The 19,442-nt window shown below is 33.2% G+C and carries 16 protein-coding genes, 1 tRNA gene and 1 riboswitch; of the genes, 6 read left to right on the forward strand and 11 right to left on the reverse strand.

Going from position 1 to position 19,442, the window contains the following annotated elements:
- Window positions 1-14: 14 nt before the first annotated feature.
- The 6 genes from ACYUJ6_RS12220 to ACYUJ6_RS12245 all read right to left on the reverse strand — a co-directional run bounded on the left by ACYUJ6_RS12220 (window position 15) and on the right by ACYUJ6_RS12245 (window position 4,968).
- On the reverse strand, window positions 15-308 hold the full coding sequence (locus tag ACYUJ6_RS12220; RefSeq protein WP_369704162.1) for a 4Fe-4S binding protein: 294 nt from the start codon (window positions 306-308) through the stop codon (window positions 15-17).
- A 31-nt stretch (window positions 309-339) separates the two neighbouring features.
- Window positions 340-993 carry an oxalate oxidoreductase subunit delta gene (locus ACYUJ6_RS12225; RefSeq protein ID WP_461843046.1) on the reverse strand — a complete coding sequence of 218 codons (654 nt, stop codon included), beginning with the start codon at window positions 991-993 and terminating at the stop codon, window positions 340-342.
- A gap of 51 nt (window positions 994-1,044) precedes the next feature.
- On the reverse strand, window positions 1,045-3,159 hold the full coding sequence (locus tag ACYUJ6_RS12230) for an AAA family ATPase (protein ID WP_461843047.1): 2,115 nt from the start codon (window positions 3,157-3,159) through the stop codon (window positions 1,045-1,047).
- Window positions 3,160-3,576: 417 nt separating this feature from the next.
- Window positions 3,577-4,260 carry a GntR family transcriptional regulator gene (locus ACYUJ6_RS12235; RefSeq protein ID WP_461843048.1) on the reverse strand — a complete coding sequence of 228 codons (684 nt, stop codon included), beginning with the start codon at window positions 4,258-4,260 and terminating at the stop codon, window positions 3,577-3,579.
- A gap of 228 nt (window positions 4,261-4,488) precedes the next feature.
- Entirely contained in the window at window positions 4,489-4,719 is a 231-nt protein-coding gene (locus ACYUJ6_RS12240) for a hypothetical protein (protein WP_461843049.1), read from the reverse strand.
- Between the two features lie 162 nt (window positions 4,720-4,881).
- A tRNA-Leu gene (locus ACYUJ6_RS12245) sits at window positions 4,882-4,968 on the reverse strand.
- A gap of 368 nt (window positions 4,969-5,336) precedes the next feature.
- Between ACYUJ6_RS12245 and ACYUJ6_RS12250 the strand changes: the two genes are divergently transcribed.
- The 6 genes from ACYUJ6_RS12250 to ACYUJ6_RS12275 all read left to right on the forward strand — a co-directional run bounded on the left by ACYUJ6_RS12250 (window position 5,337) and on the right by ACYUJ6_RS12275 (window position 10,887).
- Entirely contained in the window at window positions 5,337-6,752 is a 1,416-nt protein-coding gene (locus ACYUJ6_RS12250; protein WP_461843050.1) for an amino acid permease, read from the forward strand.
- 80 nt (window positions 6,753-6,832) lie between these two features.
- Window positions 6,833-6,935: riboswitch (TPP riboswitch) on the forward strand.
- Between the two features lie 64 nt (window positions 6,936-6,999).
- Window positions 7,000-7,803 carry a bifunctional hydroxymethylpyrimidine kinase/phosphomethylpyrimidine kinase gene (gene thiD / locus ACYUJ6_RS12255; RefSeq protein WP_461843051.1) on the forward strand — a complete coding sequence of 268 codons (804 nt, stop codon included), beginning with the start codon at window positions 7,000-7,002 and terminating at the stop codon, window positions 7,801-7,803.
- A 44-nt stretch (window positions 7,804-7,847) separates the two neighbouring features.
- Window positions 7,848-8,657, forward strand: a complete 810-nt coding sequence (thiM, locus tag ACYUJ6_RS12260; RefSeq protein WP_461843052.1) for a hydroxyethylthiazole kinase — start codon at window positions 7,848-7,850, stop codon at window positions 8,655-8,657.
- On the forward strand, window positions 8,648-9,262 hold the full coding sequence (thiE, locus tag ACYUJ6_RS12265) for a thiamine phosphate synthase (RefSeq protein WP_461843053.1): 615 nt from the start codon (window positions 8,648-8,650) through the stop codon (window positions 9,260-9,262). The genes thiM and thiE overlap by 10 nt, the downstream gene beginning before the upstream one ends.
- A gap of 162 nt (window positions 9,263-9,424) precedes the next feature.
- Window positions 9,425-10,228 (forward strand): amino acid ABC transporter substrate-binding protein, encoded by an 804-nt coding sequence (locus tag ACYUJ6_RS12270; protein ID WP_461843054.1) that lies wholly within the window; start codon window positions 9,425-9,427, stop codon window positions 10,226-10,228.
- A gap of 20 nt (window positions 10,229-10,248) precedes the next feature.
- Window positions 10,249-10,887, forward strand: a complete 639-nt coding sequence (locus ACYUJ6_RS12275; protein ID WP_461843055.1) for an amino acid ABC transporter permease — start codon at window positions 10,249-10,251, stop codon at window positions 10,885-10,887.
- A 24-nt stretch (window positions 10,888-10,911) separates the two neighbouring features.
- Here the strand turns inward: ACYUJ6_RS12275 and ACYUJ6_RS12280 are convergent, their stop codons facing one another.
- The 5 genes from ACYUJ6_RS12280 to thrC all read right to left on the reverse strand — a co-directional run bounded on the left by ACYUJ6_RS12280 (window position 10,912) and on the right by thrC (window position 19,345).
- Entirely contained in the window at window positions 10,912-11,034 is a 123-nt protein-coding gene (locus ACYUJ6_RS12280) for a hypothetical protein (protein WP_461843056.1), read from the reverse strand.
- Between the two features lie 132 nt (window positions 11,035-11,166).
- Window positions 11,167-12,396 (reverse strand): peptidase T, encoded by a 1,230-nt coding sequence (gene pepT, locus ACYUJ6_RS12285; RefSeq protein ID WP_461843057.1) that lies wholly within the window; start codon window positions 12,394-12,396, stop codon window positions 11,167-11,169.
- Between the two features lie 139 nt (window positions 12,397-12,535).
- Window positions 12,536-16,243 (reverse strand): helicase-exonuclease AddAB subunit AddA, encoded by a 3,708-nt coding sequence (gene addA / locus ACYUJ6_RS12290; RefSeq protein ID WP_461843058.1) that lies wholly within the window; start codon window positions 16,241-16,243, stop codon window positions 12,536-12,538.
- A gap of 37 nt (window positions 16,244-16,280) precedes the next feature.
- Entirely contained in the window at window positions 16,281-17,345 is a 1,065-nt protein-coding gene (locus ACYUJ6_RS12295) for a sensor domain-containing diguanylate cyclase (protein WP_461843059.1), read from the reverse strand.
- A 509-nt stretch (window positions 17,346-17,854) separates the two neighbouring features.
- On the reverse strand, window positions 17,855-19,345 hold the full coding sequence (gene thrC, locus ACYUJ6_RS12300) for a threonine synthase (RefSeq protein WP_461843060.1): 1,491 nt from the start codon (window positions 19,343-19,345) through the stop codon (window positions 17,855-17,857).
- Between the last annotated feature and the right edge of the window lie 97 nt (window positions 19,346-19,442).

Consider the following 19,442-nt stretch of genomic DNA (forward strand, 5'->3'; position numbering starts at 1 on the left):
TGTTAAATATAAACTTAATCTTTAAAATCCAATTCAGGTACTAAGGTAATTGCTCCTACAGGGCACTCCTCAGCACAGACTCCACAACCCTTACAATATTTTAAATTAAAAGTAATAGGGCTATCCTCGGTCATAAGATTGACACAAGAATCAGGGCAGCTAATCCAACAAGTTTGACATTCCACACATTTTTCAGCATCCAATATTGGCCTTCTAGTACGCCAACTTCCGGTAATCATACCTTCATTTTCTTTTTGAGGGGAAGGCACGGTTCCTGCAAAGGGAATTTTTTCATATGGTACAGCCATTTTACAGCACCTCCTTAATATTTTTTAATGGTTAAACAGAAGCTTTCGGTATAGCATTTACATCTACAACAACTGCTTGTTTATAAGCTTTCTTTGCAGCACTCTTATTGGCAATGATCTTAAGTAAATTATCAAATTGTACAATTTCTGTACCTTTGACAACAGCAGCAGCTAACGCAGCACCAATACCTTTCCCGATTCCAGATGCATCTGTAGCACCTTCAGCTCCAGAAAGAGTAATAATAGATTTTGACAGGCTATTTGCATCTACTGTAACAATTCTAGAAAGGTTTTCTGTATTCTTTTTAATAAATCCAAATAGGTATTCTGGTAAACGTTTTGTATTTATTACAAGAACAGCTCCCGGTTTTATTCCTGATAAAATATCCACACCTTTTACGAGAGTTTCTTCTGTAAGTACCACAATATCAGGAGCTTCATTTTCATAAACATACTTGGACTCAATTTCCTGAGGACTAATTTTACCATATGCCCTTACTGGAACATAGATACGATCGGGAAGATCAACATAATCCTCCCATGCTTGAACATATTTACCTTCTACTGCAGCAGCTTCAGTTAAAGAAACCACTACATCACGAGCCTCTTTGTTTTCATAAACTCCTCTACCCCAAACTGTAATTTGCCTTAACCCTGGTTCATCAAACAAATTTTGACTTGACACCTTGTTCCACCTTCCTTTCTTTAATGGTTAACATTATACTGAATTTAAATGTTAAGATTTTGTCTTAATCACCTCCCCAAATTTCTTTTGCCTATTTATTTCAGCAATGGCCTTATTAAAGATATCTTGATTTATCTTTATTTTCAAACCATTTTTTATTGCCAACATAAGTGCTATAAACGAGGACTTATGGCATAAGGTGGCCAATTCTGCACCACTCATACCCTTGGTCTCCTCAGCCAGCTGCCTGAAATTTATATCTTCAGATATAGGCAGATCCTGGGAATGAATTTTCAAAATAGATTCCCTTTCGTCAATTTCTGGTAAAGGCAGTTCCAAAATATACTCAAAACGCCCTTCCCTGAATAAAACGGGATCAATTAAATCTATTCTATTAGTGGCAGCCAACACTGTAACTCCCTGAATTTTTTCCAAGCCATCAAATTCTAATATGAGTTGACTTATAAGTCTGTCTTTTAAATTGCCCGACCCCGAGGAACGAGAGCGGACAATACCATCCAATTCATCGAAAAACAAAATACAAGGAGCAGTTTGTTTTGCTTTAACAAACATATCATGTAAGGCCTTTTCAGCTTCTCCCTTCCAATGTGAATCCAGTGTAAGGCCATTTATTATTATAAAATTTACTTTTGCAGAATTTCCAGCAGCATTTGCCAACATGGTTTTCCCCGTACCTGAAGGGCCTGTCAGCAAAATACCTTTAGGCGGTGTAAACTTATATTTCTGACACAAATCAGGATGATGAAGTGGAAGTTCTACTAAAGTCTGCAAAATCTCTTTAGTCTTTTTCAGACCTCCTATATCCTTCCACTTTATATCTGGAATTTCTGAATAATATTCTCTGGTGGATGAGGGCTGAATTTCTCTTAGTGCATCAGTAAAATTATCCATTGAAACCTTAAAATAAGGAATATTATTATCCTCTGTGATTTTTGGCAGTATTTTTCTCAACGCTATCATTCCAGCTTCTTTACATAAAGCTGAAAGATCTGATCCAACAAATCCATAAGTAATTTTAGCTAATGCACCTAATTTTACATCTTTGTCAAGTGGCATGGTTCTTGTATGAATCTGTAATATTTTAAGCCTTCCCTCTTTATTGGGAGGCATAATGGCAATTTCTCTATCAAATCTTCCTGCACGTCTAAGTGCCGGATCTAATGAATCAGGTATATTGGTGGCACCAATTACAACAACCTGCCCCCTGCTTTCCAATCCATCCATAAGTGCAAGAAGCTGGGCCACTACTCTTTTTTCAACCTCGCCATGTACATCTTCTCGTCTTGGTGCAATAGAGTCCAATTCATCTAAAAAAATTATACTTGGCGATCTGCTTTTGGCCTCTTTAAAAATTTCCCGCAGTTTGGCCTCACTTTCCCCATAAAACTTATTCATTATTTCCGGCCCATTTACATGGACAAAATAAGCCTTTGTTTCAGAAGCTACTGCTCTGGCAATTAAAGTTTTTCCCGTACCCGGAGGACCATAAAGCAATATACCTTTAGGCGGCTCAATACCTAACTTTTTAAACACATTTGGATATTTTAAAGGTAATTCCACAATTTCTCTTATTTTTTGAACCTGTTCATTTAATCCCCCTATGTCTTCATATGTAATTCTTGATCCAGTAGTGCCAAGCTCAGGTTGTACAAAAATAATATCAGTTTCCTTACTCACTTTTACAATCCCTGATGGCGCCGTTCCACTTATAAGAAAGCTGCACTGGCTGCTGCCAAAAAAGGTTAAAGATAATTCATCTTCACATATTATTGGCATTCCTCTTAATATACCTTTTATTTCATCTTCATCTTCTTGTGTCCAGTCAGAAAAACTTTCAAGCGGGGAAAGTACCACCTTACGCGCTATTTTCACTTCAGTTTTGCTCACTGTTACTTCATTATTTATTCCCACCCCAGCGTTGTGCCTAATTATCCCATCCATCTGAACTAACGGGCTGCCGTAAATATCATTAAAAGATGGATAAACCTTTGCTGCAGTAGTTCTTTTACCTTTTATACTTATAACATCTCCGGTATCCACACCTAATTGCTCCATATCTTCTCTATTTATCCTCACAATACCCTTGCGGGAATCCTCCACTAATCCCTCTTTAACTTTCAATTTAACAGAATTAATTCCAGCCATTTCATTTACCTCCTGATGTTCTAAAGCAAGTATCAATTATATCAAACTATAATTATGGTATACGGTATACCATAATTCAATAATATACCCCTTTTATCTATTATCTTAACTGACTATAACAGAATCAATGTAAAATCAAATTTATTTCCCCCTAATATGGTATACGGTATACCATATCCATATGAGATCATTACAGTTGTTAATTTAACTGGCAACTATATATTTATATATTATCTGTAATTCTTACAGTACAAGCATCAACTTTTCCAGTTTTTATTATATCATCCTTTAATATGAAACTCAATAAACTTTCAGAATACTTTCAAAATACTTTTAACCGCTATTTATCTCTATAGTATAAAAGACATAATTCCCCTATAATTATTCTCATCAAAATACATAAGCATTATAGTATGATCAATGCTTTTTATCTGCATAAGCCATTTCAAGAAATATTTCTCCAGATTTTTCCGCATGCTTTTTCATGGCCTCATAGGCAGCGGCACCATCATGTTTTTGTAAAGCATCAACTATTTCATTATGTTCCAATACTACTTCTTCAATTCTTCCAGGTTTAGTATAAGTTAAATGGGTGAATTTATTGACATATTCACAAAGTGTGTTTATAAAATAATATAAATGAGGACTATCTGCTGCTTTCCAGATACATTCATGAAATTTTTTATTCAACGAGCTCAGTTTTCCATTGTTCACCTTTTCAGATTTATCTGATATCTGGTTAATAATTGAAGTTAGATAATCTAATTCCTTATTACTGATTTTCACAGCTGCAATACTGCAGCTTAATGCTTCCAGTGTAGTTCTGATAAGCTGAATCTCCTCAATATCATCCTTACTAAACCCTGAAACCACTACGCCTTTACGCGGAATATAAGTTACCAGCCTTTCATATTGGAGTTGACGGATTGCTTCACGTACCGGAGTCCTGCTTATTTTCAACTGATCTGCAATATTGCGTTCCACTAATCGCTGACCTGGTTCCAATTTGCCATCTAATATTGCATTTCGCAAAATAGAAAATACCGAATCCCGAATATAACCCCTGTTATCAAACCTTATAGGTGAAAATTGATATTCCACTTGCACTACCTCCCTCAAAACATTTTAATACAATTCTACATAATTAATTATAATTCCCCCAGTATATTAAATGCAAGTGAAATATAATATACCATTTGTTTCGAGTATTGAAAATCATCAATATGCTCTTTCTTGCAATCAATAGATTGATCCTGAATGAGAAAAATCTGTTATATAAAATACTTATGATGGTAAAATTGAAATTATTCCTAATCTACAAAAATATATTTAACACGAGAGTTTATTTTTATATACAAATGCGTAAAATACAGTGTAAATATATATTGTAAATATTTGTATCTGTTTCTTCTCATTTATATCGTCCTCATTTCCATCATTATAAGTTTCAATTACTGATGCCGGACTTCCATACACTCTATTCATAACATACTGGTTAGCTGCAAGTTTAACACTTTTATCTGAACTGTCATTGGCTAACTCTTTTAGCCATTTTAACACTTTATTTACTCATGCATTAACCCTGAACTACATACAGGTTTTTGCTATTTTGCTTTAATCTGTTTTAATTTGTGATATTTTTTTGGAGGACATTTGGAGGACATAAACCCAAAAAGAGCATTTTGGAATAAATTCCAAAATGCTCTTAAACATTGATATTCATGGTGCCGGAGGCGGGAGTCGAACCCGCATGTTGTCACCAACGACGGATTTTGAATCCGTTGCGTCTGCCAATTCCACCACTTCGGCATGTAACAAAATTATGATATCACAAATATTATTGAAGGTCAAGAGGTAATTATAAAATACAAATCTGTCCTATTTTTTAGAATAATTTTTAAAATGAATATTATTTTCATAATGCATTTGTATTTTAAGATAATATACGGTTTTCATTATATTATTTACACATTTTTTTAAATAATATAACTTAAATATAAAATAATTGTTAATTCACAGAAATTTGAAATAGTAGTTGTGAATAAATAAAAAATATGATACTATTTATTTAAGAATATTCTAAATAATGTATAATGATTAACGGAGGTGACTTAAATTCAATTAAATATTTTTTATTACTTATTATAGAGTCTATATAACTACTAAGGAGGAATACGATGAGTAAACAAGACGCATTAAATGAAGACCTTGAACGTGGTCTAGAAGAACGTCACATTCAACTGATTGCACTTGGCGGCGCTATTGGTGTAGGTTTATTTCTAGGATCTGCCACTGCTATTCAAACGGCTGGACCGGCAATTCTATTCGTCTATGTTATAGCTGGTTTTGCTATGTTTGTTATAATGAGGGCCTTAGGTGAGCTGGCAACTTCCTATCCTGTTTCTGGATCCTTTAGTGCCTATGCCAACGAATTCATAGGACCATTGGCGGGTTACATGACTGGATGGACATACTGGTTCATGTGGGTGGTAACCTGTATGGCTGAAATTACTGCTGTAGGTGTATACGTTAAATTCTGGATTCCGACCATGCCCCAGTGGATACCTGCACTGGCAGCACTTGTTGTAATGACATGCGTAAATCTAATTGCAGTAAAGGCCTATGGTGAATTTGAATTCTGGTTTGCACTTATTAAAGTAGTTACAATTATTGCAATGATAGTATTAGGTCTGCTTATGATTATATTTGGCCTGGGTAACGGCGGAAAGCCTATTGGTATTTCAAATCTATGGTCACACGGAGGATTTTTCCCTAAAGGTGGATGGGGACCTATGCTTGCAGTAACAATGGTTATGTTTGCTTACCTTGGCACAGAACTTATAGGTGTTACAGCAGGAGAAGCAAAAAATCCGGAGAAAACGATACCATCGGCTATCAACAAGGTATTTTGGAGAATACTTATATTTTATGTAGGAGCACTTTTTGTAATAATGTCCCTTTATCCATGGAACACTCTTGGCACAACTGGAAGTCCTTTTGTCTTAACTTTTAGTAAACTGGGTATATCAGCAGCAGCAGGTATTATAAACTTTGTAGTATTGACTGCAGCTTTATCTTCCTGCAACAGTGGTATTTTCAGTACAGGGCGTATGCTCTATAATCTTTCCCTTCAGGGAACAGCACCAAAAATGTTTGGTAAATTAGGCAAAAGTCATGTTCCGACTAATGGTATCATAATTTCTGCACTTTTTCTTTTAATTGGAGTTGTACTTAACTATTTATTCCCTGGAAAGGTATTTACTTATGTTACAAGTGTAGCTACACTTGGTGCAATTTGGGTTTGGGGAATAATCTTAATAGTTCAATTGAAGTTCAGAAAAAGACTTACTCCAGAGGAAGTAAATAAGTTACATTTTCCAATGTTCGGATACCCTTATCTCAACTGGATTGTACTCGCCTTTCTAGCTTTTGTTATTGTAATGTTAGCTTTCAGCAAAGATACTATGATTGCTCTTATTGTAGGGTGTATCTGGTTCATACTTTTATTAGCTTTCTACTTTATACTTGGTTTAAATAAAAAGAATGTCAACCCTAAAACCTCAAATTCTGGACAACCAACCTCAGAAAAATAAAATTTATTTCAACATCTTTTAGTTTTTATTTAATTTAATTTACAAATTTTTATTACTGTAGTACAATAAATTTAAAATAAGATAGTTTGTGGGGGTGCTCTATATAGCTGAGAAGAGATATTCTCTAACCCTTTGAACCTGATCCAGACAGAACTGGCGTAGGGAAGCAATTTCACATAATTTTAGATTTTTATTAGGTGTATGCTTTTCCGCATACACCTTTTATATTTATCCGGAGGTGTTTTAGATGAAAAAAGTATTGACAATTGCAGGCTCTGACAGTTCAGGCGGAGCTGGAATACAAGCCGATTTAAAAACCATGAGTGCCCTTGGTGTATACGGCATGAGTGTAATCACTGCTGTTACAGCACAAAATACAGTGGGAGTACAGGATGTACTTGATATAAGTCCTGAAATTGTAGAGGCTCAAATAAGGTCTATATTTGATGATATTAAAGTAGATGCAGTAAAAATTGGAATGGCTTCCAATAGCAAAACCATATCTGTAATAAAAAAACTCTTAATAGAATATAAGGCTAAAAATATAGTACTGGATCCAGTAATGATATCAAAAAGTGGATATTTTCTCCTAAAGCCAGAAGCTGAAACAGCCATAAAAGATATGGTAAATATTGCAGATATAGTAACTCCAAATATACCGGAAGCAGAAATCCTAACTGGATTAAAAATCAATAATGAAAGTGAAATGGAGGAGGCTGCTTTTAAAATAAAAGAATCCGGTGCAAAAAATGTATTTGTAAAGGGAGGCCACAGATGTAATGATGCCAATGATATTTTGCTCTACAATAATAAAATACTGACTCTGAAAGGTCACAGAATAAATACCAAAAATACTCATGGAACTGGCTGCACCATATCTTCCGCTATAGCCTCCTATCTAGCTAAGGACTATACCATGGACAGAGCGGTAGATCTATCAAAGCAGTATATAACTAAAGCAATAGAAAACTCATTTCCCATAGGCAGCGGCGTTGGTCCTGTAGGACATTTTGTTGAAATTTATAAAAAAGCCGGCATACCTTTTCAATAAATATAAATTGCAATTCATGTATTAAAATTAAAGGGGGTTAAAAATTGAACAATTCAAATTTAGACAGAGTAGCAAAAACATTATCAGAGGTTAGAAATAAAGTACCTCTTGTCCATTGTATTACCAACTACGTCACTATAAACGACTGTGCAAATATTCTTTTATCTTATGGTGCTTCACCTGCTATGTGTGAATCTTATGATGAGGTTTTTGATTTTGTTAAATTATCATCTGCCCTATATATAAATTTAGGAACTCTTGATAAGGAACAGGAAGCGGCCACAATTTTAGCCAGTACTTCTGCAAAAATCCATAACATCCCTGTAGTATTGGATCCTGTAGCTTGTGCTGCTATACCAAGGAAAATTCAAGTTATAAACAGAATACTCCAGGTTGGGAAAATTGATGTTATAAAAGGCAACATAGGAGAAATTAAATTTTTAGCAGGACAATCTTCCAGAGTAAAGGGTGTTGATTCTTTAGACACTGGAGAGGGAGCCTTGGAGTGCTGCATAGCCTTATCTCGCAAATATAACTGCATAGTTGCTGCCACTGGTAGAAAAGATTTCATAACAAATGGTAAAAATAGTGCCATAATTGAAAACGGAACAAAAATGTTAACTAAAGTTACTGGATCAGGCTGTATGGTAGGTGCTCTTTGCGGAGCTGCCTGCGGAGCTTCTGAAAATAAATTTACAGCTACTGTAAGTGCCATACTTTCAATGAATATAGCCGGGGAAGAAGCTTTTAAAATAGCCGCTGCCCCTGGAAGCTTCAGAATTAAACTCATAGACTGCATATATGAATTAAGTGAGAAAAAATTAAAAGAAGGTGCAAAAATAACATGGAAATAGATTATAGTCTATATCTTGCTACAGACAGAAGCCTGTTAAAAGAAGATAACTTGCCCAAGGCTGTAGAAGATGCAATTTTAGGAGGTGTCACTCTGGTACAGCTAAGGGAAAAAGACATTTCTTCAAAGGAATTTTACAATATTGCCCTAAAAATCAAAAAAGTCACCACTCATTATAAAATCCCTTTTATAATAAACGACAGGTTAGATATAGCCCAAGCTGTAGATGCAGATGGTGTACATCTTGGTCAAAGTGATATTCCCCTAACTGCTGCCAGAAGAATATTAGGTAAAGATAAAATAATAGGGATATCTGCCGGCAGTGTAGAAGAAGCTGTAGAAGCAGAAAAAAATAGCGCAGATTACATTGGAATAGGCACCATATTCTACACTGGAACTAAAAAAGACATAGACATCCCTATAGGTATAGAAGGGCTCCGTAAAATATACAATAGTATAACCATACCTGCCGTTGCCATAGGCGGTATTAATGAACATAACTTCAAGGAAACATTATCCACAGGAATCGACGGCATTTGTGTAATATCCGCCATTTTGGGAAAAAGCAATATAAAAGCTGCCGCTCAAAGCCTTAGACAGCATTAGTTGAAAAAATACCAAACACCGAGTAAATTATACCCTGCCTTATAATTTGCCCGGTATTTTTATGTTCAATTATTATCCCTTCTATAGATTTATCAGTTTACAAATTTATCATGGTAAATTATAATATTTATTGTAATTATAATTTTAATGGGAGGTAATAAAATGAAAAAAAAATTAGGTATTTTAGCTCTTGTGGTTTTTCTAATTGGAGCAATGCTTTCAGGATGTGGACAATCTCAGCAAACTGATAAATCCTGGGATGATATAAAATCAAAAGGTGAGTTTGTAGTAGGTCTGGATGACAGCTTTCCTCCAATGGGGTTCAGAGATTCAAAAGGACAAATTGTAGGATTTGACATAGATATGGCCAAAGCAGCTGCAAAAAAGATGGGGGTAAAGGTAGTCTTTAAGCCTGTAGAATGGGATGGTATTATTCTCAGCTTAAAAAACAAGGACATAGATGTTATATGGAATGGTCTAACTATAACAAATGATAGGAAAAAACAGATATCCTTTTCAAAAGTATATCTTCAAAACAAGCAAATAATTGTGGTAAAAAATGACTCCAACATAAAAAGCAAGAAAGATTTATCAGGCAAAACTGTAGGACTTCAACTGGGAAGCAGCAGTGAAACCGCATTGAAGACAGATACTGTCACTTCTAAATCCTTAAAAGAAGTCAGAAAATATTCAAATAATACGGAAGCTCTATTGGATTTGAATCAAGGACGTATAGATGCTGTTGTAGTGGATGAAGTTGTTGGAAGATATTATTTACAAAAAAAACCTGGGTTATATAAAATACTTGATGACAATTTTGGAAAGGAAGATTACGGTGTTGGTATTAGAAAGACTGACACAGCCTTTAAAAACAAGTTAAATGAAGCACTGGATTCCATGAAAAAGGATGGAACCGCGAACAAAATATCCCAGAAGTGGTTTGGTAAAGATATAATTGCAAAATAATTGGTTAGGATGTGATTTAATTGGCTGATCTTATGGACATTACAGGGTTTATATTAAAGGGAAGTTTGATAACTGCAGAATTATTTTTTATAACTGCTATATTTTCAGTACCTCTTGGATGCATAGTAGCAGTAGGAAAAATATCTAAGATCAAACCATTGAGAGCTTTACTGAGTTTATACACCTGGATCTTCAGAGGAACTCCTCTGCTTTTACAGTTATTCTTTGCTTACTTTGGTCTTCCTGTAATTGGCATAAGATTATCCCCTTTAGCTGCTGCCAGCATTGCCTTTACTATAAATTATGCTGCATATTTGGCGGAAATATTTAGAGCCGGCATTGAGTCCATAAACAAGGGGCAATACGAAGCTTCCAAGGTTTTAGGTATGAATTATTATCAGACTATGACAAAAATAATAATTCCACAAACCGCTAGAAATGTACTTCCGCCTGTATGTAATGAAAGTATAAATTTAATAAAGGATTCTGCTTTAGTTGCAACCATTGGAGTGGGTGATCTTTTAAGAGCAGCAAAGGAAGTGGTAACCCGTGATTTTACCATTACTCCCTTTATAATAGCTGCTGTAATATACTTGATTATAACTTCAATTCTAGTTATTGCTTTTAGACATCTTGAAAAAAAATATTCAATTGATTAAATTTTTATAATGAAAAGCATGCTCTTATCTATTACTAACAGGGTGTGCTTTGTCTTTTTCTTCATGCCCATCTTTATTTTCAAGACATTCTTGTAAACATTCTTCTATTATCTCCATTGTTATTTTGAATTCATTATTATCCTTCATCCATACCCCCTCCACTAAAAATACTATGATTTTTTATTGAAAAAGCATTTTCTACGAACAAACTCCATCTTAACCTAACAATCACTTGATATCTTATATTGAATATAATATTACAAACTTTAAAAAAAGTTACTATAATTTTTTTGCAACTATCTCAGCTATTTTGATTATAACCTGTACTGCCTTCTCCATGGCAAACACCGGTATGTATTCAAATTTACCATGGAAATTATGTCCTCCTGTAAATATATTAGGGGTTGGAAGTCCCACAAAGGAAAGTCTGGCCCCATCAGTGCCCCCTCTAATTGGTACAATCCTAGGTTCTACTTCAGCTTCTTTCATGGCCTGAAAAGCTATATCAACTATATATTTTACAGGTTCAATTTTTTCTTTCATATTTTTATATTGTTCTGATATATGAACTTTTATGACATCTTTATTATACTTTTTATTAATTTCATCTGCATATTTTTCTACCAATTTCTTTCTTCTATTAAATTTCTCTTGGTCGAAATCTCTTATAATATAATTAAGTGTGGTTTTATCCACATCACCTTTCATAGAAACAAGATGATAAAATCCATCATAACCTGATGTAGCTGCCGGTATTTCATCCTTAGGAAGCATATTTATAAATTCACTGGCTATAAGCATTGAATTTATCATTTTACCTTTTGCTTCACCTGGATGTACATTTCTGCCCGAAACCGTTATTTTTGCAGAAGCCGCATTGAAATTCTCAAATTCTAATTCTCCAATGGAGCCTCCATCTATGGTATAGGCAAATTGAGCGTTAAACTTTTTCACATCAAAATAATCTGGACCTCTCCCTATTTCCTCGTCTGGAGTAAATCCTATTTTTATATCTCCATGCTTTATTTCCGGGTGCTCTATTAAATATTCTACAGCAGTCATTATTTCTGCAATACCAGCTTTGTCATCTGCACCAAGTAAAGTTGTTCCGTCAGTAGTTATCAGCGTCTTACCTTTATATTCTTTTATCTCTGGAAAATCTTTAACGCTTAAAACTACATTTTCCTTCTTATTTAGAACTACATCCTTACCATCATAATTTTCTATTATCTGAGGATTTACATCTCTTCCTGAAGTTTCCGGACTGGTATCCATATGGGCTATGAATCCAATTGCAGGAACTGTTTTTTCAGTATTGCCAGGTAGAGTAGCCATAACATAACCATTCTCATCCAGGGACACATCTTTCATCTTAAATTTTAATAATTCCTTTGACAATTGGCCTGCCAGTTTCAGTTGTTTTGAGGTACTTGGAACAGTATTGGATTCCTCATCAGAACTGGTGTCGAACTTTACATATCTCAATAATTTGTCAACAACATTTTCCATATAAATTCCTCCCATGCAATAAAATATTTATTTATTGATCTTCTATGAAATTATATCATCATTATATAAAAACCACAATTTACAACATTAAAGCTTTACATAAAATTATATTGTACTGTATATTCACTTTATCTCTCATTTAAACTTCCAATACATCATCACTGTGAAATAGATATAAATATTTATTTTTAACCCTTTTACCCGTTAATTTTTCCAACGCCCGTGCATAATAATAAATTTGAATCCTATATTTTTCTTTTATCTTTTCTATACTTTCCACATAATCCGTTTTATAATCCACAAGTACTAATTCATTTTTTTCTTGAAAATAACAATCTATTATTCCCTGGATTAATACCTTTTCGCCTCCATAGATCTCCTGTGGTAATTCCTTATATATTTCACTGCTGTTAATTTGCATATAAAAAGGAACTTCTCTGTATAAATTTCCAGCCATCTTCATTCTTGACCCAAGGGATGAATCAAAAAATTTTAATATTTTCTTTATAGATACGGATTTGGCCTCTTCTCCAGTTATAAATTCCCTCAGCACCAATTTATATATTTGTTCTTCTATTTCAGAATAGGAGTTAACTTTTTTAATATCGACATGCTGCATTACCAAATGCATAATGGTTCCTCTCTCTGCTGCGGTAAAACCTTTTTTCTCTTTTAAGAAAAGCGGTTTTTTCAAATATACAGGTTCCATAAACTCCACACTATCTTCTGTATCAATTAATTTAAATCTTCTTTTCAATTCTGATACTGAAAACTTGGCAGGTATTTTAGAAGCTTCGCCATACTTGTATTTCCAGTCAAGCCTTTTATGAACTTCATTTTCATATCTTCCCTCACTACAGTTCAAATCCAAGTCTTTAATCCACTCCATTATATCCTCACAAGTTTTTTCTTTAAAGATACCTTTAGTAAAGCTATCTTTATTTTTAATACACACCTTCCACTTGGAGTTATCTCCTTCAACTATCCAATTCAAATTACCCTGAATCCTAGAAACATCCCTAATGGATTTTCCGCCAAGATGTCTTGCAACTGCCGGTCCTATCCAATCGAGAAAATTCTTAGCATTTATAAGGGAATACTCCGGAAGTTTGACTCCACTATAAGATGCATATTCACACCAATTTTTCGCTGTCTTTTCAACATCATTTATCATTCCCGTTATTATAAGTTTTTCTTTTGCCCTAGTAAAAGCTACATATAATATTCTCATTTCCTCAGAAAGAGTCTCAACTTTCAATTTTCTTTTTAATACCTGCTTCATAACAGTAGGATAGGATAGATGCCTCTCAACATTTACACAATCCGGCCCAAATCCCAGCTTATTATGAAACAATACACTCTTGTTTATATCCGTTAAATTAAAATTTTTTCCTGCTCCTGCTAGTATCACTACAGGGAATTCAAGTCCTTTGCTTTTATGTATGCTCATTATCCTAACTACATTTTCATTTTCTCCAAGCACTTTTGCACTTCCCAAATCCCCACTGCTGTTCTTAATCTTATTTATAAAATTTATAAAATTAAAAAGCCCTTTATAGCTGCTTTTTTCATATTGTTTTGCTCTTTCAAACAACATTCTCAAATTTGCCTGTCTTTGAATTCCTCCAGGCATAGCTCCCACAAAACCATAATAACCTGTTTCTGTATAAAGATGCCATATAAATTCATCTATAGGCATATATACTACCCTTTTCCTCCAGCCGTTAAGCTTTTTCAAAAATGCTTTAACTTTACATCTCAATTCATCCTCTATATGATCCAGAGAATATTTTGATTCTGCCTTTTCTTCTGCCACTGCCTTTAATATTTCATAAAAAGGAACTTCCCTATTCACTATTCTCAAATCCATAAGCTCTTCTGGTGAAAATACCTCTATAGGAGATCTTAGTACAGCTATGAGAGGTATATCCTGTATTGGATTATCTATTATTTGGAGAAGTGATATTACAGTTTTTATTTCAATAGCTTCAAAATAACCTACTGAAGTATCAGCAAATACAGGTATTCCCAAATCATTCAGCTGCTCTACAAAAGTTGGTGCCCAATTTTGAGTTGCACGCATCAATATTACTATATCCTTATACATTACGGCTCTATAGCTATCTATTCCCTTATCATATATTTTAAAACATTCCCCATTTGATTTGGGACTTATCAATTCATCTATCCTTTCAGCTGCAATGCGGGCCTCAACCTGGATATTATCCAACAACTCCTGGTTATCCCGTTCCAGACCTTCCCCAGTTTCCTTTTTATCTGCTATGTAAATTTCTACATCTCCACCGCATCTTCCTTCACAGGCTTCATATTTAGCTGAACTTATTAAACATTCATCATCATCGTAATCCAGCTCCCCTATTTCCCTGCACATTATCTGCTTAAATAAATAATTTACCGCATCTATTATCTCTTTTCTGCTTCTAAAATTTTCAGATAATTTTATTTTTCTATTTCTGCTTCCCTTTTTTTCAGAATAAGCAGCATATTTTTGCAGGAACAGCTCTGGTTTTGACTGTCTAAACCTGTATATACTCTGTTTTACATCTCCTACCATAAACAAATTTGCATCTTGGGCTTTTCTGCTTATCATATTCATTATAACTTCTTGAACTTCATTGCTGTCTTGATATTCATCTATAAATATTTCTTCAAAATACCTTCTATATTCCAAAGCTATTTGTGAAGGTATTTTATTTCCTTCACCATCCACATCTGTTAATATATCAAGGCAAAAATGTTCTATATCACTAAAATCCAGTATTCCCCTTGCTCTTTTCTTATCATAATACTTATCACTGAAATCTATTACAAGGGAAACCAGGCACTTGAGCCTGGGGTATACTTCCTTCATATCTTTACCCACATTACCTGAACTTAAAAATATACTTTCTCTTATATCATTTAATTTCTTTTTTACTTCATCTCTTATATTTTTAACTTTTTCTTTTATATTTTTTATGTCATCTCCCACTTTTTTCACTGGAAGTTTATCAAATTCTAATTCTATAAATTCCTTTTTCATCTTATGCCAGGAATCAGCACCCAACATCCTGTCTATACTTTCAATATCATTTTCAAAAGGGCTTAAATAATGCTCCAGACCCTTGGTCTCTTTAATCATTTTTACGGCATTTTCCATCTTATCCCTGTAAGCATTAATCTCCATGTCTAAACTATGCGTTAATACTTTAGCCCAGGTGGTGTCTTCAAAATTAAAATCTTCTTCTACATTAAAATCTTGTACAGCTGCCTGCAGCCATCTTTTAGGCCAGGGATTACTTTTTGAAAATTCATATAACGACATGACCATATTTTGAAGCTTAATATCATTTTTATTTCCAAAACTATCTACCAGCCTTAAAAATTCTTTTTCTCCTTCCTGATACTTTTCTTCCAGGACCTCTTCAAGTGCATCTTGTTTTAAGAGCATGGACTCAGTGTTGTCACATACTCTGAAGTTAGGATCCAAATCTATTAAATGGAAATTACTTTTTATAACTTTAAGACAAAAAGAATGGATAGTCATTATATTGGATTGATTTAATAGAGCCAATTGTTTTTGAATATTTTTAGAATTGTAATTTACCTCTAATAAGTTAGAAAGTGCCTCTCCTATTCTCTCTTTCATTTCAGAAGCTGCTGCATTTGTAAATGTAACAACCAATAATTTATCTATGTCTACATTTTCACTATTATCAGTTATTTTTTGTATTATTCTTTCCACCAACACCGCTGTTTTACCTGTTCCAGCTCCTGCCGCCACCAGCAAATTGCACTTTTGTGTAAAAATGGCCTCACTTTGAGCTTCAGTCCATCTTTTACTCATATCTATCACCCTTTTCAAATCCTATATATTATTATGATCAACAAACTACTCTATTTTTTCCGGAGTTTTTTGCCCTATATAAATTCATATCTGCTTTTCTTATTATATCCTCGATATTTTCATTCTTATTATAAGATATACTTATACCCATAGAAACTGTTACATGGCACAACTTTCCATTGTATTCTATAGGTTCTTCCTCTATAAATTTTCCTATACTGCTCATCCTGTTATATACATCCGACACCCCTTTTATATCATACATATATATTATAATCTCTTCTCCTCCATATCTAGCCACCATATCTTCTTTCCTGAGCTTATCCTTTATTATACTGCTGACCCTTTTAAGAACCACATCGCCATATTGATGTCCAAAAGTATCATTACAGCTTTTAAAATTGTCTATGTCTATCATTACAATAGCAAAACCTCTCCCACAATCTTTTATCTTTTCCTGTATAACTGAAAAAAAATAATTTCTGCTGAACAGATCCGTGAGAAAATCCTTTTGAGAATTCTCCTTTATTTTATTATAAAGTCTATTATTTTCTATACATATGGCAATTTGATTGCTAAGTGCAGATAGTAATTTTATATTTCCCTGATTTAAATAATTGTATATATTATGTTCCACTAAAATAGCACCCAAAAGATCTTCCTTTAAATATATAGGCATAAATAACGAGGAATGTATCTGAATGCTGTTGTCTACATATATATTATCAAGAGAATTAAGTAAATATGGAGTTAATTTAGTTAACTTCTTACTGTTGTACTCTTCTATTTTGAAATGGTGTTTTGTATTATACAAATTGGTAGACTTTAGCTTTAATTTTCTATTTTCCAGAAGATACACACTGGAATAATTCACACCTAAAATTCCTATCATTATATCATTTATCTTAGAAATTATTTCATCACTGCCAAGGCATTTATTTATATACTGATTTATTTCTATTATTGAAGATAGCATATCCAGTTTTTTATCCAATTGTCTAATCTTCCTATTTTGCTTTTGTATGGTTTCTTCCGCTACCCTTTGATAGCTTTCATAATCATGTTTAAGTTGATTATATCTCTCCAATAATGATACAAACATAAACCTCTCCTTTATTACAACCTATTTAATCCCAGTTTATCAAATATAATCTCTATTATATTCAATATATTTATAATTTTATCCCCATGAGCAAACTCAATCCAAATCCAAGAATCACTTGATATAAGTTATCCGTCTTTATAATAATACCCGTAAAAGTATATTTTATAAGTAAAAATTTTCCTTATATATGTATAAATATATACTCCACCTATTAATTGATTGGGATTATAATAAAATATATATAATATTTCACTTGGTCCTTAATGTCAATTTGTTATTGCCTCTATTTCAATATTATACTACTGATTACATGTGTATCATAGTATTTTTATATAATACTTATCGCTCATTTACAATCTTATTTTACAAAATATAGCTATAATTTTATTTTTAATATCATCTATTCATTCTATCACCTGATTCTTTGCATTTTTTTCAGTTACAAATAAAATTTACCAAATAATTTATTAAAATTATTTGGTAAATTTTATTTTTTATGTAGAATTCTATCTTAAAAATTTCTTGACTTCGGATTCCATTTGATTTATTTCACATACAGTACTGTGTTGGATTTTACACTTACTTAATTTTTCTATAGGTTTTGGAATTTTAAGTTCAGCCACTTTACCCATTACCTCTATAAGCTGAAAATCATCTTCAGAATTATATTTATCATCTAAAGCACCCATTACAGATCTTGTAAACTTAAAAGGACTTGCAGTGGAAACTATTATAGTTTTGGTGTTGTCATGGGTATCTCTCAAATACTTTTTATATACAGAATAAGAAACTGAAGTATGAGTATCCATAAGATATTTGTAATTGTTAAACACCTCTCTTATAGATTGACGTGTCTCCTCATCACTGGCAAAACCACCATAAAATATCTTCATTTCATTCTTCATATATTCACTGATCTCGTATTTACCCCCTTTACTTAAATCATCCATAAGATCTTTCACAATGCCGGCATCCCTGCCGCTTATATCATATAGCAACCTTTCAAGATTACTGGATATCAATATATCCATAGAAGGTGATATGGTCACTAAAAATTCTCTTTCAGCATCATAGATTCCAGTATTCAAAAAATCATATAATACTTTATTTTCATTTGAAGCACATAAAAGCCTGTTTACAGGCAAACCCATCTTTTTAGCATAATAAGCTGCAAGTATGTTCCCGAAATTTCCCGTTGGAACTGCAAAATTTATCTTTTCTCCAAATTTTATTTCCCCTTTTCTTAAAAGTTCCATATAGCCATGAAAATAATATACTATTTGCGGTATCAGTCTGCCAATATTTATGGAATTGGCTGAAGAAAACATATAAGATTTTTTTTCCAGTTCCTTCTTAAATTCAGCATCATTAAAAATTCTCTTAACTTCTCTTTGAGCATCATCAAAATTTCCTTTTATGCCTACAACTTTTACATTTCCACCTGTTTGAGTAATCATCTGCTTTTTTTGTATGCTGCTCACACCTTCTTCAGGGAAGAATACCACTACTTTTGTCCCCGCCACATCTGAAAAACCTTCCAATGCAGCTTTCCCGGTATCACCAGAAGTAGCAGTAAGTATAACTATATCTTTACATAGATTCTGTTTTTTGGCTGCAGCTTTCATCAAGTGTGGAAGAAGACATAATGCTATATCTTTAAAAGCCAAAGTCGGTCCATGAAATAATTCCAGATAAAACACATTTCCTCCTTTATTTAAAGGAGCTATATCCTCAGATTCAAATTTATGATCATAAGCCATATCTATACATTTTTTTAACTCATTTTCATCAAAATCCGTAAAAAATTTTTTGCTTATATACAAGGATAATTGCTTAAAGTTCATGTGTTTGCATTCTCTCAGCTTTTCTTCATTTATAAATGGAATATTATTGGGAACAAATAGTCCCCCATCTCCAGCTATACCTTGCAATATGGCTTCAGACGCAGTTAGATTTTCATTTAACCCTCTAGTACTATTGTAATAAATTTCTTTCAAGTATATCACTCCTTTTAAATAGCAAGCATGGTATTAATTTTGCTTTTTAAATAATCTAATATTACATATTAATTATATAATAACATATGGTATATGA

It is taken from the genome of Clostridium sp. JNZ X4-2 (assembly GCF_054889485.1).

What these genes read in the sequence shown, in the direction of transcription:
- ACYUJ6_RS12220 (WP_369704162.1), bottom strand. Translation starts at nt 308, where the DNA reads ATGGCTGTACCATATGAAAAAATTCCCTTTGCAGGAACCGTGCCTTCC.
- ACYUJ6_RS12230 (WP_461843047.1), bottom strand. Translation starts at nt 3,159, where the DNA reads ATGGCTGGAATTAATTCTGTTAAATTGAAAGTTAAAGAGGGATTAGTG.
- ACYUJ6_RS12250 (WP_461843050.1), top strand. Translation starts at nt 5,337, where the DNA reads ATGAGTAAACAAGACGCATTAAATGAAGACCTTGAACGTGGTCTAGAA.
- thiD (WP_461843051.1), top strand. Translation starts at nt 7,000, where the DNA reads ATGAAAAAAGTATTGACAATTGCAGGCTCTGACAGTTCAGGCGGAGCT.
- thiE (WP_461843053.1), top strand. Translation starts at nt 8,648, where the DNA reads ATGGAAATAGATTATAGTCTATATCTTGCTACAGACAGAAGCCTGTTA.
- ACYUJ6_RS12270 (WP_461843054.1), top strand. Translation starts at nt 9,425, where the DNA reads ATGAAAAAAAAATTAGGTATTTTAGCTCTTGTGGTTTTTCTAATTGGA.
- ACYUJ6_RS12280 (WP_461843056.1), bottom strand. Translation starts at nt 11,034, where the DNA reads ATGAAGGATAATAATGAATTCAAAATAACAATGGAGATAATAGAAGAA.
- pepT (WP_461843057.1), bottom strand. Translation starts at nt 12,396, where the DNA reads ATGGAAAATGTTGTTGACAAATTATTGAGATATGTAAAGTTCGACACC.
- addA (WP_461843058.1), bottom strand. Translation starts at nt 16,243, where the DNA reads ATGAGTAAAAGATGGACTGAAGCTCAAAGTGAGGCCATTTTTACACAA.
- ACYUJ6_RS12295 (WP_461843059.1), bottom strand. Translation starts at nt 17,345, where the DNA reads ATGTTTGTATCATTATTGGAGAGATATAATCAACTTAAACATGATTAT.